The 14,106-nt window shown below is 62.2% G+C and carries 16 protein-coding genes; 7 read left to right on the forward strand and 9 right to left on the reverse strand.

Features of this window, described 5'->3' with window-relative positions; genetic code table 11:
* Positions 1-41: 41 nt before the first annotated feature.
* On the forward strand, positions 42-509 hold the full coding sequence (locus JI748_RS14555) for a PTS sugar transporter subunit IIA (RefSeq protein ID WP_201632200.1): 468 nt from the start codon (positions 42-44) through the stop codon (positions 507-509).
* Between the two features lie 54 nt (positions 510-563).
* Here the strand turns inward: JI748_RS14555 and JI748_RS14560 are convergent, their stop codons facing one another.
* From JI748_RS14560 to JI748_RS14595, 8 genes are all read right to left on the reverse strand, one after another.
* Positions 564-1,853, reverse strand: coding sequence for a bifunctional folylpolyglutamate synthase/dihydrofolate synthase (locus tag JI748_RS14560; protein WP_201632203.1), 1,290 nt, complete (start codon positions 1,851-1,853; stop codon positions 564-566).
* A 167-nt stretch (positions 1,854-2,020) separates the two neighbouring features.
* Positions 2,021-4,444, reverse strand: coding sequence for a phenylalanine--tRNA ligase subunit beta (gene pheT, locus JI748_RS14565; RefSeq protein WP_201632206.1), 2,424 nt, complete (start codon positions 4,442-4,444; stop codon positions 2,021-2,023).
* A 55-nt stretch (positions 4,445-4,499) separates the two neighbouring features.
* Entirely contained in the window at positions 4,500-4,763 is a 264-nt protein-coding gene (locus tag JI748_RS14570) for a DUF2442 domain-containing protein (RefSeq protein WP_201632209.1), read from the reverse strand.
* A complete protein-coding gene (locus tag JI748_RS14575; protein WP_201632211.1) occupies positions 4,744-4,980 on the reverse strand; it encodes a DUF4160 domain-containing protein in 237 nt (78 codons plus the stop codon). The genes JI748_RS14570 and JI748_RS14575 overlap by 20 nt, the downstream gene beginning before the upstream one ends.
* Before the next feature lie 3 nt (positions 4,981-4,983).
* Positions 4,984-6,114 carry a phenylalanine--tRNA ligase subunit alpha gene (pheS, locus tag JI748_RS14580; protein ID WP_201632213.1) on the reverse strand — a complete coding sequence of 377 codons (1,131 nt, stop codon included), beginning with the start codon at positions 6,112-6,114 and terminating at the stop codon, positions 4,984-4,986.
* A 219-nt stretch (positions 6,115-6,333) separates the two neighbouring features.
* Entirely contained in the window at positions 6,334-6,735 is a 402-nt protein-coding gene (rplT, locus tag JI748_RS14585; protein WP_164533042.1) for a 50S ribosomal protein L20, read from the reverse strand.
* A gap of 20 nt (positions 6,736-6,755) precedes the next feature.
* On the reverse strand, positions 6,756-6,956 hold the full coding sequence (gene rpmI, locus JI748_RS14590; RefSeq protein WP_046105910.1) for a 50S ribosomal protein L35: 201 nt from the start codon (positions 6,954-6,956) through the stop codon (positions 6,756-6,758).
* A gap of 119 nt (positions 6,957-7,075) precedes the next feature.
* On the reverse strand, positions 7,076-7,927 hold the full coding sequence (locus tag JI748_RS14595; RefSeq protein WP_201632216.1) for a glycosyltransferase family 2 protein: 852 nt from the start codon (positions 7,925-7,927) through the stop codon (positions 7,076-7,078).
* A gap of 118 nt (positions 7,928-8,045) precedes the next feature.
* On the opposite strand from JI748_RS14595, the gene JI748_RS14600 reads away from it, so the two are divergent.
* The 3 genes from JI748_RS14600 (at position 8,046) to trmB (ending at position 9,657) form a co-directional block, all read left to right on the forward strand.
* Positions 8,046-8,465: an Hsp20 family protein gene (locus JI748_RS14600; protein WP_201632219.1), complete on the forward strand. Its 420-nt coding sequence runs from the start codon at positions 8,046-8,048 to the stop codon at positions 8,463-8,465.
* Positions 8,466-8,509: 44 nt separating this feature from the next.
* Positions 8,510-8,791, forward strand: a complete 282-nt coding sequence (locus JI748_RS14605) for a DUF1150 family protein (protein ID WP_164533045.1) — start codon at positions 8,510-8,512, stop codon at positions 8,789-8,791.
* Positions 8,792-8,952: 161 nt separating this feature from the next.
* Positions 8,953-9,657 (forward strand): tRNA (guanosine(46)-N7)-methyltransferase TrmB, encoded by a 705-nt coding sequence (trmB, locus tag JI748_RS14610; RefSeq protein WP_201632222.1) that lies wholly within the window; start codon positions 8,953-8,955, stop codon positions 9,655-9,657.
* On the opposite strand, the gene JI748_RS14615 is transcribed toward trmB, so the two are convergent.
* Complete coding sequence (locus JI748_RS14615; RefSeq protein ID WP_201632225.1) at positions 9,644-10,900, reverse strand: sensor domain-containing diguanylate cyclase; 1,257 nt, start codon at positions 10,898-10,900, stop codon at positions 9,644-9,646. The genes trmB and JI748_RS14615 overlap by 14 nt on opposite strands.
* Before the next feature lie 233 nt (positions 10,901-11,133).
* On the opposite strand from JI748_RS14615, the gene rimP reads away from it, so the two are divergent.
* The 3 genes from rimP to JI748_RS14630 are packed head-to-tail and all read left to right on the forward strand — an operon-like array spanning position 11,134 to position 14,105.
* On the forward strand, positions 11,134-11,787 hold the full coding sequence (gene rimP, locus JI748_RS14620) for a ribosome maturation factor RimP (protein WP_201632229.1): 654 nt from the start codon (positions 11,134-11,136) through the stop codon (positions 11,785-11,787).
* Positions 11,788-13,389 carry a transcription termination factor NusA gene (nusA, locus tag JI748_RS14625; RefSeq protein ID WP_201632231.1) on the forward strand — a complete coding sequence of 534 codons (1,602 nt, stop codon included), beginning with the start codon at positions 11,788-11,790 and terminating at the stop codon, positions 13,387-13,389. It begins immediately after the preceding gene.
* Positions 13,390-13,433: 44 nt separating this feature from the next.
* Complete coding sequence (locus tag JI748_RS14630; RefSeq protein WP_201632234.1) at positions 13,434-14,105, forward strand: RNA-binding protein; 672 nt, start codon at positions 13,434-13,436, stop codon at positions 14,103-14,105.
* Position 14,106: the final 1 nt, after the last annotated feature.

The following is a 14,106-nucleotide window of genomic DNA, read 5'->3' on the forward strand; positions in this document are numbered from 1 at the left end:
CCCGCGCCTGTCCGCGGGGTAATAGATCCTAAGGCAGATTAATGGACTTGGCCGATATTCTGGCAGAGCGCGCCGTGCTGACTTGCAACGGCGCGCTTGATAAGCCTCAACTCTTCAAGATCATTGCCGACAAGGCCGCCGAACTGACCGGCTTTGCCGCGGAAGATCTGCTGGCGACCCTTGAGGCGCGCGAAGACCTCGGCTCGACTGGCCTGGGCAATGGTATTGCTGTGCCGCATGGCAAAGTTGCAGGCCTCAAGCATGTCACCGCCATTTTCGCCCGCCTCGACCAGCCGATCGAATTCGACGCCGTGGACGACGAGCCAGTCGACATCGTTGTGACGCTGCTTGCGCCGATCGGTGCCGGTGCCGATCATCTTAAGGCGCTATCGAAGGTCGCCCGTCTGCTGCGGACCGAAAGCATCACCGAACAGTTGCGTGCCGAAAGCGACCCGGCTCGCCTTTACTCGATTTTGACGACGCCGCTCGAGACGCACTACGCCGCTTAAGATTTGCTCGATGGAACTCCTCCCCCGCGTTACGGGGGAGGCTGGGTGGGGGCTTCAGTCAGGCAAGGTCCCGTTCTGCGCGAGGACATCTCCCGCTAGATACAAAGACCCACAGATCAAAACGCGCGCACCTTCGACCTTTGAGGCTTCGATCAACGCTTCCCTGAGGTCTGACTTCGCCGCGGCCGGAAAACCTTGGGCTCGCGCCCGCCCGGCAATTTCCTCGGCGTCGCGCGCATTGGTTTCGCCCGGGATCGTCAGCGTCATGACCGAGACCGGCTGCAGGTCTTGGAACGGCGCCAGGATATCCTCGGGCTGGCGCGTGTTCATCATCCCCATGATCAGCACCAGCGGCTTTTGCGGCATCGCCGCGATGGAGCGCGCCAGCGCCGCCACGCCATGCGCATTGTGGCCGCCATCGAGCCAGAGCTCGTGGCTGTCGGGCAGCAGCGCTCGCAACACGCCGGTGCGCAGCGGCTGCATCCGCGCGGGCCAGCTCACCCGCCGCAATCCTTCCGCCAGCGCTGCTTCATCCACCGGCAGCGCAAAGTGTCGGACCGCGGCTATGGCCAGAGCTGCGTTTTCAAATTGATGCGCGCCAAGGAGGGCAGGGGGCGGCAGGTCGAGGAGGCCATCCTCGTCCTGGAACACTAGTCGTCCGTCTTGCGCGCTGCCGTGAAAATCCTCGCCCTGCCAGACCGGTCGCACGCCCAGCCGCGCCGCCGCACGCTCCAGCACGTGGCGCGCCACATCCTGCTGCAGCCCCATCACTGCCTTGGCACCGCGCTTGAGGATCCCCGCCTTGCTGGAGGCAATCTCTCCTAGCGTGTTGCCCAAGAAGGCCTGATGGTCATAGTCGATCGGGGTGATGATGGTTCCGAGCGGATGCCGGACCACATTGGTGGTGTCAAAGGTCCCGCCCATGCCCGTTTCCAGCAGCAGATAGTCTCCGGGCTTTTCCGCAAAGAGCTTGAAGGCTGCGACGGTGGTCACCTCGAAAAAGGTGATCGGGTCACCTCCATTGAGCCGTTCCACCTCTTCCAGCGCCGCGTTCAGCGGTTCCGTCTGAACCAGCTTGCCGGCCAGCCGGATGCGCTCGTTGAAGCGCACAAGATGGGGGGAATTGTAGACATGCACCCGTTTCCCCGCAGCCTCGAGAAAGGCCCGCAGATAGGCGATGGTCGAGCCCTTGGCATTGGTGCCAGCCACATGGATGGTCGGCGGCAGGTGATCCTGCGGATTGCCTAGTCGCTCGAGCAGCGGCAGCATGCGATCGAGGGACAGGTCGATCAGCTTGGGGTGGAGCTGGGACAGGCGTGCCAGGATTTCATCGGTGCGGGACATGGGGAAGCTCCATCGCTTAAGCCCGGAGTAAAGAGAGTGGGCCTCCCCCACCCAACCTCCCCCGTAAGTCGGGGGAGGAGCCGGCCAGTTCCAGACATCGATCCAGCCACTTTCACCGCTCGAACTCCTCCCCCGACTTACGGGGGAGGGGGGTTGGGGCTTCGGAGCTACTTCCGCAATTCTCCGCCCGTCGTCTTGGTCACTGCCGCGACCACCGCTGCGGACACCTTTTCGATTTCCTCGTCGGTGAGCGTGCGGTCCTTGGGCTGAAGCGTGACTTCGATCGCGACCGACTTCTTGCCTTCGCCGACATGGGCGCCTTCGAAGACGTCGAAAATGTCGACTTGCCTGATCAGCGCCTTGTCGGCACCGCGCGCCGCTCTCAGGATCGTTGCTGCGGCAACACCGCGATCCATGACGAAGGCAAAGTCGCGAGAGACAGGTTGAAACTGCGAAAGCTCAATGGCCGGCTTGGTCTTGCTGGCTTTCTTACGCGCTTCCGGAAGGGCATCAAGGTCGATCTCGAACAGAGCAACGGCGCCCTCAAGATCAAGCTCGGCCGCCAGAGCCGGATGCAATTCGCCGAACCAGCCCAGAGTCACCTTCGGGCCCAGCGCCACGCGACCGCCGCGCCCCGGATGGCTCCAGGCGGCGGGCTCGGCCAGCACCTGGACCTTGTCGATGTCGACACCCAGGGCGTCGAGCGCGGCCGAAAGGTCTGCCTTGGCATCCCAAACGCTGACCGCCTGGGCCTTGCCCGACCAGTGCCGGCCAGCGCCATCCTGCCGTGCCGTCCCGGTGCGCATGCCGGAAGCAAAGGTATGCTGCCCCTCGGGCCGATCTGACAGAAACACCTGCCCGACCTCGAACAAAGCCACGTCGCCAAAGCCGCGATTGCCATTGCGCCGCGCACCGGCAAGCAGGCCCGGCAGGAGCGACGGCCGCATGTCGGTCATGTCCGAGGCGATGGCATTGGCCAGCTGCCGATCCTCGGTACCACCGCCAAAGCGGGTCGCATCGGCATTGGAGATGAAGCTCCAGGTCACCACCTCGTCGAGGCCACGCGCCGCCAATGCACGACGCACGATACGCCGACGATTCTGGATCGTGGTCAGCATGCGCGGCGCCACATGGCTCAAGCGCGGCAAGGGCTCGACCGGAACATTGTCGACGCCAACCATGCGCATGACCTCTTCGACAAGGTCTGCTTTCTGCGTTACATCCGGGCGCCAGCTCGGCACTTGAACGGTCCGCGTCTCGCCCGAGCCCGAAGTTTTGAAGCCAAGCGATCCGAAAATCGCATCGATCCGTTCTGGTGACACATCGAGGCCCGTCAGGCGCTTTACCTCGCCGAGCGGGAACTCAACAACGGTCTTGGGGAAGACGTCCTCGCCGGAAGTCACCGGCTCCAGCGCTTTGCCACCGCAAAGCTCCAGCACCAGCCGCGTGGCCAGTTCCAGCCCCGGTTCGGTCAACGCCGGATCGACGCCGCGTTCCAACCGATAGCGGGCATCCGAAACAATGCCGGTTTTGCGGCCGGTGCGGGCGATGAGCTCGGGATCCCAGCTGGCGCATTCCATGAAGACGTTGGTGGTTTCCTCGGTCACGCCCGAGCGGATGCCGCCCATGATGCCGCCAAGGCAGAGCGGACCTTGATCGTCGGCGATGACGGTCATGGTCTCGTCGAGGGTATACACCTTGTTGTCCAGGGCATCGAAGCTTTCGCCGCGGCCCATGCGCAGCACCATGTCGCCCTCGACCTTATCGGCATCATAGGCGTGGAGCGGGCGGCCCCAGCCGAGCGAAACGAGGTTGGTGATATCGACCACGGTATTGATCGGCCGCAGTCCAACGGTCCGCAGTCGCGCCTGCAGCCAATCCGGCGACGGGCCATTCTTGATGCCGCGGAAATAGCGGCCGGCAAATTTGCGGATCGCCTTGAGCTCGCCGTCAGCGAACTGCTGCGGCAGCGGCGGGATGGGGCTCGGACCAACCGACGGCACCGGCGACATGTCGGTCGTTTTGAGCGTGCCGATGCCAAAGGCAGCGAGGTCGCGCGCCACGCCATAGACGCCGGTCGCATCGCCGCGGTTCGGGGTGATCGAAATGTCGAACACCACGCCGTTGATACCGGCATAGTCGACGTATTTTGCGCCTACCGGCGCATCGTCCGGCAGCGTGATAATGCCGTTATGATCGTTGGAAAGCTGCAGTTCCGCCGCCGAGCAGAGCATGCCGTTGGATGGCTGCCCGCGAATGACGACCCCACCCTTGAGCTCGAAATCCTTGCCCGGAATATAGGTGCCGGGAAAGGCAAAGACCGACTTCATGCCGGTTTTGACATTGGGCGCGCCGCAAACGACGTCGATCAACTCGCCCGTCCCGGCATCCACCTTGCAGACATTAAGATGATCGGAATTGGGATGCGGCTCGGTTGACACCACCTTGGCGACGACGAACTTGTCCAAGGCCTTGCCCTGGCTTTCGATGCCTTCCACCTCAAGCCCGACAGTCGTCAGCGCGACGCCGATCTCCTCGGCAGTCGCCTTGGTGTCGAGATGTTCCTTGAGCCAGTCGAGGGTGAATTTCATGTCTTTGGCCTTCAGCAGAAATCAAAACGCGCCGGTAGCGACCGGTAGCGGAAAGTTATGGAGCGACAGCGCCGGGCGCTTTCTGGCCCCGCAACATACTGGCGATGGAAATGTCTTCGTCGACTTCGGGCCAGTGCAAGCCCATCGGCATGAGCTCTATTTCCGCTCTCGCGTTAGCGGAGGCCGCTGCAAGGCGTGGATACCACCAGAGCGGCGTCGAAAGAATGCGGCCATCCGCAAGGCGAACATGCAGCTGCCTCTCATCGCAATGCGCCTCGACAGGCTGGCTATCCTCGATCTCAAGCACCAAAGTAGTCATTCCAGGCCTCCAGAAAGGCGTCCTTGTTCTCGCGCGCCGCGCCGATGATCTCGTTCAGGTCACGGGCGGAGAAGCCGAGGTTAACGGCCACCGACATGTCCCGCAGCCATATCTTGGCTTCGCACCCGTCTTTGACAACATGAACATGCGGCGGCTCCCACCCATCGGCCGAGTAGAAGAAAAACCGGTATCCCTTCCACCGCAAGAGCGTCGGCACGTGTCAGCTCGAAAGTCCGCCGAACAGGGTCGGCAGGTCCAGGGGCCGGAACCCGTAATGCTCGATCCAGCGCTGATCGGCGTCGAAGAAGGCGCGCAGGTCCGGCATGCCGTATTTCAGCATGGCAATGCGGTCGATGCCCATGCCCCAGGCAAAGCCCTGGTAGACGTCCGGGTCGAGCCCGGCATTGCGGATGACATTGGGGTGTACCATGCCGCAGCCCAGAATTTCGAGCCAATCGCTGCCCTCGCCGATCTTGACCTCGGAGCCGGAGCGATCGCACTGGACGTCCACTTCCATCGACGGTTCGGTGAAGGGAAAAAAGCTCGGCCGGAAGCGAAGCGTGACATTGGGCACTTCGAAAAAGGCCTTGAGGAACTCTTCGAGCACCCAGCGCAGCTGGCCGATATGGGAGCTCTTGTCGATGACGAGACCCTCGACCTGATGGAACATCGGCGTATGCGTCTGGTCCGAGTCGTTGCGATAGGTGCGGCCGGGCATGACCACGCGGATCGGCGGGTCCATGGCGGGCGTCAGGTAGCCGGCAGCGGGCTTGTCATTGGTCTTTTGCATAACGCGCACCTGCACCGGCGAGGTATGGGTGCGCAGCACCTTCTTCACCCCGTCGGGGCCGGGCTTCATGAAGAACGTATCGTGCATTTCGCGCGCCGGATGGCCTTCGGGGAAGTTGAGCGCGGTGAAATTATAGTAGTCGGTCTCGATATCGGGCCCTTCGGCGATCGAAAAGCCCATGTCGGAGAAAATCGCGGTAATCTCGTCGATGGTCTGCGAGATCGGGTGGATGCGGCCGCGGGCCGTGGGGGCGGGCGGCAGGGGCAGGGTGATGTCGACCGTCTCGGCCTTGAGCCGGGCATCGAGCGCGGCGCGCTTGAGAGCCTCGCTGCGGGTCTCGATCAATCCGGCGATCTCAGCCTTGAGCCCATTGATTGCAGGGCCCGCGGATTTGCGCTCTTCCGGCGCCATCGCGCCGAGCGAAGCGAGGAGGGCCGAAACGCTGCCCTTCTTGCCCAGCGCCGAGACACGTACGGCATCGAGCGCGGCTTCGGTCTCGGCTCCAGAAATGGCGGCGGAGAGATCGGTGCGCAGGGTTTCGATCTGGGCGTCTAGGGACATCTTATGTCTTCCGCAGTCTCATCAGCAGACCTCATCCTGAGCCTGTCGAAGGACGAGGTTGTGGCAAGATCAGTGTGCCCTACCTCGTGGTTCGACAAGCTCACCATGAGGTCTCATGGGTTGTCGTGTTCTTGGCCGCTATAGACCAAAACAAAACGCCCCGCGCCAGCCCTTCCGGGTGGCGCAAGGCGCAAATTTCAGCCTCAGCGAGGAGGGTGCTTAGGCGGTGACGCGGGCGTGGGTGACGGAGTCCACGCTTTCCAGATACGCCAGCGCAGCCTTGGCCTTGGTGACCAGGGCAGCGAACGCTTCGGGCTGGGTGATCGCGAGATCAGACAGCACCTTGCGGTCGACAGCAACTTCAGCCTTGCTGAGGCCGTCGATAAATCGGCCATAGGTCAGGCCGTGATCGCGCACGGCAGCGTTGATGCGCTGGATCCAGAGCGCACGGAAGTTGCGCTTCTTGACGCGACGATCGCGATAAGCGTACTGGCCGGCCTTTTCGACGGCCTGCTTGGCGATACGGATCGTAGACTTACGACGGCCATAATAGCCCTCGGCGGCCTTCAAGACCTTCTTGTGACGAGCGTGGGCGGTTACGCCACGTTTAACGCGTGCCATTTATTTTGTGTCCTTCCAGCTTAGCGATTGTACGGCATGTACCACTTCACCAGACCCTCGTCGCCCTTGGACAGGATCTTGGTGCCGCGGTTGGTGCGGATGTACTTGGCATTGTGGCTGATCAGGCGGTGGCGCTTGCCGGCGACGCCGGCCTTCACCTTGCCCGTGGCGGTGAAGCTGAAACGCTTCTTGGCGCCGGACTTGGTCTTCATCTTTGGCATTTTGCGGGTCCTCAAGTGGTGGTGAGATGGATTGGTGGCCCATCGCATTCAAGAACCGCCACGGCATGCCTTTTGGCCGGGCGGTCCGGAGAAGTGGGCTCTATAGGGGCAAAGGCCCGCTAAGGCAAGGGCTTGGATGCGCGCAAACGCGGTTCGAGATGATCTTCAAAAAGGAGCCCCGGCCTGGCGGCGACCGCATCCCCATAAGCCGCCTCCGCCGCCAGAGAAACGCGCAAAAATCCGGCGACCCCGGCAACGTCATCTGCGCTTAGCCCATAATATCCTGCCTCCAGCCGATCGAGGATCGCCGTCTTGGCATGGATCATCGCCGCCGCGGTTTCGGCGCCATTGCTGAGCGATCCATCGCGTTTGACATAGTCATGCAGCGGCGTGCCGAGATGAAAGCTCTGCGGCACGGTACGGAACAGCTGCAGCAGGAAGTCGAGGTCGTTCATGTTGCGGATAGTGGGGTCATAGCGGCCGTCGGCCCGTCGGCGATCCCAGACCACCATGGAGTCCATGGAAAGATTAACCCACTTGTGCTCGCCTGCCGTGAGCTTGCGGTCCGGTCCGTCACCCACGAAACGCAAATGTGAAAAGCCGGTCGTGACCACGTCGAGCGCGGTGGTGACGATGCCGAATTCGTCCAGAGCGTCCACCGCCCGTTCGAGCTTTTGCCCTTTCAGCCGATCATCCGCATCAAGGATCGCCGCATAGGGCGTCGCCAGCTGTTCGAGCGCTACATTGCGCGTCTGCGAGGCCCCGCTGCCGATGCGGCCGGTGGTCGCAAAGACCTGCCGCTTGTCGCCCAGACCCTGCTGATCGAGGAAGCTAGCATAGTCAAAGCCGTCGTCGGCGATGATCCAGTGCTGCCAATCGCCATGCGTCTGCTCGAGCACGCTGCGCACCGTCTCGGGCAGCGTCTCCTGCGCCTTGAATGCTGGGGTGATGATGGCGACCGTCTTACCCATGGTGCAACGCTCCTCAGCCTTGAAATCATGGGTTTTCAGCCCATATCCTGCTCGTGCCAGCGATGCCATTGTTAGGGTCGCGGGTGCAAGACGTTGCTTGAGTTCAAGGACGCCCATCATGTCGCGTATCTCGGTGTTTTCCGCACCATTTCTTCTCGGCTTCGACACGTTCGAAGAACGCATCGACCGCTTGGCCCGTACCGCCGACAGCTACCCGCCCTATAACATCGAGCGCACGGTTTCCGCCGATGGTGCCGAGCGGTTCCTGATCTCGATTGCGGTCGCCGGTTTCGCCTCGAGCGAGCTCGATGTGACGGTGGAAGACAATGGCCTTCAGGTGCGCGGCAAGCAGCGGGACGATCCCTCTCGCAACTATCTGCACCGCGGCATTGCCGCCCGGCAATTCCAGCGATCCTTCCTCCTCGCCGAAGGCATGGAAGTCCGTGATGCAACTTTGAGCCATGGCATGCTCGTTATTACCCTTGAGCGTCCGCAAGCGCCCAAGATCGCCCGCAAGATAGATATTCGATCGCTCTAGCGATCAGCCCCCGCGGCCAGGCAAAACAGGAAAGGGCCAAGAAAATGATGGATAAGAGAAACGACGCCGCGATCGATACTGCCAATCCGCTCAAGGATATGACCCGCGCCCAGTTCGCGGCCCTTGGCGGTGACGCCGTGGCCTATGTGAAGTCGGTGGATGGCATCCTGCTGTCCGGCCTTATCGAGGACGCCCAGTTCGATGCCGCAACGCTTTATCACCTGGTGATGTCCGCCGATGGCACGCCGCTCATGGTGGCGGACACGCAGGCCGCGGTCACCGAATGGCTGGGCGACCAGAACATCGGCGTCGCAACGCTGCACTAGGTACCCAGCACCGAGCCTCCCCCGCACTTCGGGGGAGGAGTGCTGCCAAAGATCGGTTTGCCTGGCATCTGATCGGCACTGCGCAGATTGCCGCTACCACCTACCCTCTTTTGCCTGCTATCTGCGCAGCAAACACAGCTGGCGAAGATTGTTATTCTGCGATGACCGACCATCAACTCCCAAAAACCCGCTTCGGTGAGCCTCGGGCCTTTTTCGGCCGCCGCTCCGGCAAGACGTTGCATGGGGGGCAAAAGGCTCTGGTCGAAGATGTGCTGCCGGCGGTGGAAATCGAGCTTGCCGGCAAGCTCGATCCCAAACAGCTCTTTCCCAATGCCGAGCGCATCGTCATCGAAATCGGCTATGGCGGGGGCGAGCACCTGGCGCGCAAGGCGAGCGAGGAAAAGCAAACCGGCTTTATCGGCTGCGAGGTGTTTACCGGCGGCATCGGCAAGATGGTGCAGGCCATCGCGGCAGCCGAGCTCACCAATGTGCGGCTTTTCACCGATGATGCTTTGAAGCTCTTGATGGCCCTGCCTGACGCCTCTGTCGATGCGGCGTACCTGCTTTATCCCGATCCTTGGCCGAAAACCCGCCACCACAAGCGGCGGTTCGTTTCCCCGACGACGCTTGCCGAACTGGCGCGGGTGATCCGCCCGGGGGGTACGTTCTTTTTCGCCAGCGATATCGAGGACTATGCCGACTGGACGCTCGCCCACATCGTGCGGGCGCCCGATTTCCTCTTCAATGCCGATCGTCCGGGCGCCTGGCACGAGCCGTATCCCGGCTGGCAGCCGACGCGTTATGAGCAGAAGGCGCGGCGCGAGGGGCGGATGGTCAGCTTCTACTTTGGCTTCAAGCGGCTCTGAAGCTCAGTTCGAGGCTGGTCGGGCGCCGCGACACGACAGTCGCGTCCCACTTAAAGCCGGAGGAGCGGATCTCCAGCGTCACCGCGTCTGGAATATCGGCCGAGTTGAAGACCTGGACTTCTGCGCCGCCGTCCCAGAGGGCGCGGACGGTACAGTCGATCACCGATTTTTTGTCGTTGAACACCAGCCGCCCAGCCTTGAGCACCCGACGGCGGTCGATATGCCGCGTGGTGGCCGTGGTCGCCCCGCGCCACAGCATCGAAACATTGCGACCGGCGCCTTTGGCTTCGTAGAGCGCCTCGTCGGCCTTGACCAGAAGCGCATCAAGATCGTCGGCGCCCGGATCGAGCGTGGCTACGCCAAAGCTGGCCGAAATGGTCATCGGCGGCTTGCTGCCGGGAAAGCGCAGCGTCAGTAGACTATGGCGGAGTTTTTCGGCGACGGCCATGGCCGACGCCGCGTCGGCATCGGGCAGGATCACAGCGAATTCTTCGCCACCCAGGCGGCCCAGGACATCGCTCTGGCGCAGGACGCCGCCAACGGTCTCGGCCACGGCTTTGAGCACCACGTCGCCAGCAGCGTGGCCATAGGTGTCGTTGACCTTCTTGAAGTGATTGATGTCGAAGGCGATGGCGCTGAGCTGGCTGCGGTGGCGGCGCGCCAGCGCCACGAACTTTTGAGCATCTTCCTTGAAGGCGCGGCGCGTGCTGATGCCGGTGAGGCCGTCGGTTGTGGCCAGCCGCCTGAGCTCGAGCTCATTGGTGACGATCTGGGCGAGTTCATAAAGGATCTTCTCTTCGCGCTCGGAGAACTCGCGCGGGTGGCTGTCGATGGCGCAGACCGTGCCGATGTTGAAGCCGTCGTATGTGGTGATGGGGACGCCGGCATAAAAGCGTACCCCGACCTCGCCGGTCACCAGGGGATTGTTGCGAAAGCGCTCGTCCTTGGTGGCATCGGGCACGATCAGCGGGGCGCTCGCGATCAGCGCGTGGCGGCAAAACGTATCTTTGATGGGCAGCTCGTCGACTTTGTTGCCTTCCGCTGCCTTGAACCATTGCCGGTGCCCGTCGATCAGCGACACGACGGAGGTTTCGACACCAAAGATCAGCCGGATCAGCGAGGCGACACGGTCAAAGGCCGGCTCGCGCGGCGTATCAAGCACATCGTAGCGGGCGACGGCCTCGAGCCGCGCCTCGTCGGCGATAGGTGAGACAGGACTTGGCTTTTCGAGCACAGCAGACATGGCGCGTTCGCATCTCGACTGGTGGAAGCCCCCGCACGCGTGCAGCGGCCTTGATATATGACGCCATAGGGCGAAGCTGGGTTTCCGTTTTCGGTCGAGACCCTTTACGAACCCTTGACGGCACGATCTTGCGTTTTGCCGAGGGCGGCGCTATATGGAGGCAACATCGATGCTCTCAATCGAGAGTGGGTGCCCTGACCGGCCCCGCTCTTTTTGCTTATCTGGGATCTCCTATGGCGTTCGATCTTGCTGAAAAGCGCTACATCAAGGAAAGCGGGCTCGAGGCCCGCATCGCCCGGATCGTCGAACCGGTGGCGATCGGCCTCGGCTATTCGCTGGTCCGCATCAAGGTGACGCCGGAAAACGGCACCACGCTGCAGATCATGGCCGAAGACGAAAACGGGCGCTTCACCATCAACGACTGCGAAAACCTCTCCAAGGACCTTTCGCCGGTGCTCGACGTCGAGGATCCGATAGACCGCGAATACCATCTCGAAGTCAGCTCGCCCGGCATTGACCGGCCGCTGGTGCGCAAGCGCGACTACGAGCGCTTTGCCGGCCATGAGGCCAAGATCGAGCTTCACGACATGATCAATGGCCGCAAGCGTTTTCGTGGGCATATCGGCCCGGTCGATGACGAGGGCGTCACCATTATCCTGCCCGATGCGCCGGGTGGCACCGACCCCAACCACAAGCTCAGCTTCGTCAACATCGCCGAAGCCAAGCTGGTGATGACCGACAAGCTCATGGACCAGGCTCGTGCCGACCAGGAGCTGCACCCGATCGACGACGACGAGACCGAAACGGTCGAATATGCCGACGCCGACAATGATGACCTGGTCGAGGAAACCGCGACCAGCGACGATTCCTCCGAGGAGAAGAACTAAATGGCCGTTTCAGCCAATCGCCTTGAGCTGTTGCAGATCGCCGACGCTGTTGCGCGCGAGAAATCGATCGACCGCATGGTCGTGATCGAGGCGATGCAGGACGCCATGGAAAAGGCGGCCAAGGGCCGCTATGGCGCCGAAACCGAAATCAAGGTCGAGATCAATCCGCGCTCGGGCGAAACGCGCATGTGGCGCCTGCTCGAGATCGTCGATGCCGTGGAAGAGCCGAGCCGCCAGGTCGAGCTCAGCTATGCCAAGAGCAAGTCGCCGCAGGCCAAGATCGGCGACTTCCTGACCGAACCGCTGCCACCGATGGAATTTGGCCGTATCGCTGCCCAGTCGGCCAAGCAGGTGATCGTGCAGAAGGTGCGCGATGCCGAACGTGACCGCATGTTCGAAGAATATACCGGCCGCGTCGGCGAGATCGTCAACGGCACCGTCAAGCGCGTCGAATACGGCAATGTGATCGTCGATCTGGGCCGTGGCGAAGCGATTATCCGCCGTGACGAGCTGATCCCGCGCGAACTCTTCCGTTATGGTGATCGCGTGCGTGCCTATATCTATGACGTGCGCCGCGAACAGCGCGGCCCGCAGATTTTCCTCAGCCGCACCCATCCGCAGTTCATGGCAAAACTGTTCATGCAGGAAGTGCCGGAAATCTATGATGGCGTGATCACCATCCGCTCGATCGCCCGCGATCCGGGCTCGCGCGCCAAGATCGCCGTTACCTCCAATGACTCTTCGATCGACCCCGTCGGCGCTTGCGTCGGTATGCGCGGGTCGCGCGTGCAGGCCGTGGTGGCCGAACTGCAGGGCGAAAAGATCGACATCATCCCCTGGACCGACACCATTGCCGATCTCGTGGTTTCTGCCCTGCAGCCGGCCGATGTCGCCAAGGTGGTGCTCGACGAGCAGGCCGAGCGCATCGAAGTCGTGGTGCCGGACGAGCAGCTGTCGCTCGCCATCGGCCGCCGTGGCCAGAATGTGCGCCTCGCTTCGCAGCTGATCGGTTGGGATATCGATATCCTCACCGAGCAGGAAGAATCGGAACGCCGCCAGAAAGAGTTTACCGAACGCTCGGCTCTCTTCATGCAGGCCCTTGACGTTGACGAGATGGTTGCCCAACTACTGGCTTCCGAAGGTTTCTCCACCGTCGAGGAACTGGCCTATATCGAAGCGAACGAAATCGCATCGATTGAAGGCTTCGACGAAGAAACCGCCGGCGAAATCCAGAACCGCGCTGCCGAATACCTGGCAGAGATCGACCGCAAGTTCGACGAAGAGCGCACCGCGCTGGGCGTCGAGGACGAGCTTTACGAGATCGCGGGTTTGAATGCTGCCATGCTGGTGGCTCTGGGCAAGGACGATATCAAGACGGTCGAGGACTTTGCCGGCTGCGCCGCCGACGATCTCGTCGGCTGGACCGAACGCAAGGATGGCGAGACCAAGCGCTTCGACGGCGCCTTCAAGGACTTCCCCGTGTCGCGCGAGGAAGCCGAGGACATGATCATGCAGGCTCGCGTCAAGGCTGGCTGGATCAGCGCCGAAGACATTCCTGCCGATGACGGCGAGGAAGTAGCCGAGGAGGAGGCGGTCTCCTGACCGCCTACCTCTAGGGAGCACCCGGTTTGCCCCGGCGCGCGGACATGATCAGGACTTGTGCCCTCACCCGGACGGAAAAACCGGCTGAGGACCTTGTTCGCTTCGCCGTGGGGCCAGACGATATGCTGGTCCCCGATGTAGATGCGCGGGCCGAAGGGCGCGGTGTGTGGATCACGCTCAGCCATGCGGCAGTGGCCGAGGCGGTCAAGAAAAAGGCCTTTGCCCGGAGCCTTAAGGCGCCGGTAACAGTCGCTGACAATCTGGCCGACCTTACCCGGCTCCGGCTAGAGCAACGGTTGTTGTCGGCCTTGGGCATGGCCAAGAAAGCCGGGCAATTCGTGTCCGGGGCGACCAAGGTCAAGGGCGCGCTCGAGAACATGGACGTTATTGCTCTCCTGACCGCGAGTGATGCGGCCGAGGACGGGCGCAACAAGATGCGAGGGACGCTCAAGGCCCTCAATTATGCGCGGCGCGAACAGGGACTTTCCGGTCCCGACGTGCCGCACTTCGAATTCCTTCAAAGTGCTGAAATGGGTTTGGCACTTGGACTTGAAAATGTGATACATGCTGCCCTAACGAGCGGGGCCGCAGCCCAATCGGCAGTGGAAAAGGCCAAAAGACTGGCCCGATACATTGCCCAACCGATGGATGAAGACACCGACCCCACTGGGGCGTCCGGTGTGCTTTTGTCCGCGGAACAGGACGAAAGACGATAGG

This window comes from Devosia rhizoryzae (genome assembly GCF_016698665.1).
GTDB classification, from domain to species: domain Bacteria; phylum Pseudomonadota; class Alphaproteobacteria; order Rhizobiales; family Devosiaceae; genus Devosia; species Devosia rhizoryzae.

What these genes read in the sequence shown, in the direction of transcription:
- JI748_RS14555 (WP_201632200.1), top strand. Translation starts at nt 42, where the DNA reads ATGGACTTGGCCGATATTCTGGCAGAGCGCGCCGTGCTGACTTGCAAC.
- JI748_RS14560 (WP_201632203.1), bottom strand. Translation starts at nt 1,853, where the DNA reads ATGTCCCGCACCGATGAAATCCTGGCACGCCTGTCCCAGCTCCACCCC.
- pheT (WP_201632206.1), bottom strand. Translation starts at nt 4,444, where the DNA reads ATGAAATTCACCCTCGACTGGCTCAAGGAACATCTCGACACCAAGGCG.
- JI748_RS14570 (WP_201632209.1), bottom strand. Translation starts at nt 4,763, where the DNA reads ATGACTACTTTGGTGCTTGAGATCGAGGATAGCCAGCCTGTCGAGGCG.
- pheS (WP_201632213.1), bottom strand. Translation starts at nt 6,114, where the DNA reads ATGTCCCTAGACGCCCAGATCGAAACCCTGCGCACCGATCTCTCCGCC.
- rplT (WP_164533042.1), bottom strand. Translation starts at nt 6,735, where the DNA reads ATGGCACGCGTTAAACGTGGCGTAACCGCCCACGCTCGTCACAAGAAG.
- rpmI (WP_046105910.1), bottom strand. Translation starts at nt 6,956, where the DNA reads ATGCCAAAGATGAAGACCAAGTCCGGCGCCAAGAAGCGTTTCAGCTTC.
- JI748_RS14595 (WP_201632216.1), bottom strand. Translation starts at nt 7,927, where the DNA reads ATGGGTAAGACGGTCGCCATCATCACCCCAGCATTCAAGGCGCAGGAG.
- JI748_RS14600 (WP_201632219.1), top strand. Translation starts at nt 8,046, where the DNA reads ATGTCGCGTATCTCGGTGTTTTCCGCACCATTTCTTCTCGGCTTCGAC.
- JI748_RS14605 (WP_164533045.1), top strand. Translation starts at nt 8,510, where the DNA reads ATGATGGATAAGAGAAACGACGCCGCGATCGATACTGCCAATCCGCTC.
- trmB (WP_201632222.1), top strand. Translation starts at nt 8,953, where the DNA reads ATGACCGACCATCAACTCCCAAAAACCCGCTTCGGTGAGCCTCGGGCC.
- JI748_RS14615 (WP_201632225.1), bottom strand. Translation starts at nt 10,900, where the DNA reads ATGTCTGCTGTGCTCGAAAAGCCAAGTCCTGTCTCACCTATCGCCGAC.
- rimP (WP_201632229.1), top strand. Translation starts at nt 11,134, where the DNA reads ATGGCGTTCGATCTTGCTGAAAAGCGCTACATCAAGGAAAGCGGGCTC.
- nusA (WP_201632231.1), top strand. Translation starts at nt 11,788, where the DNA reads ATGGCCGTTTCAGCCAATCGCCTTGAGCTGTTGCAGATCGCCGACGCT.
- JI748_RS14630 (WP_201632234.1), top strand. Translation starts at nt 13,434, where the DNA reads ATGATCAGGACTTGTGCCCTCACCCGGACGGAAAAACCGGCTGAGGAC.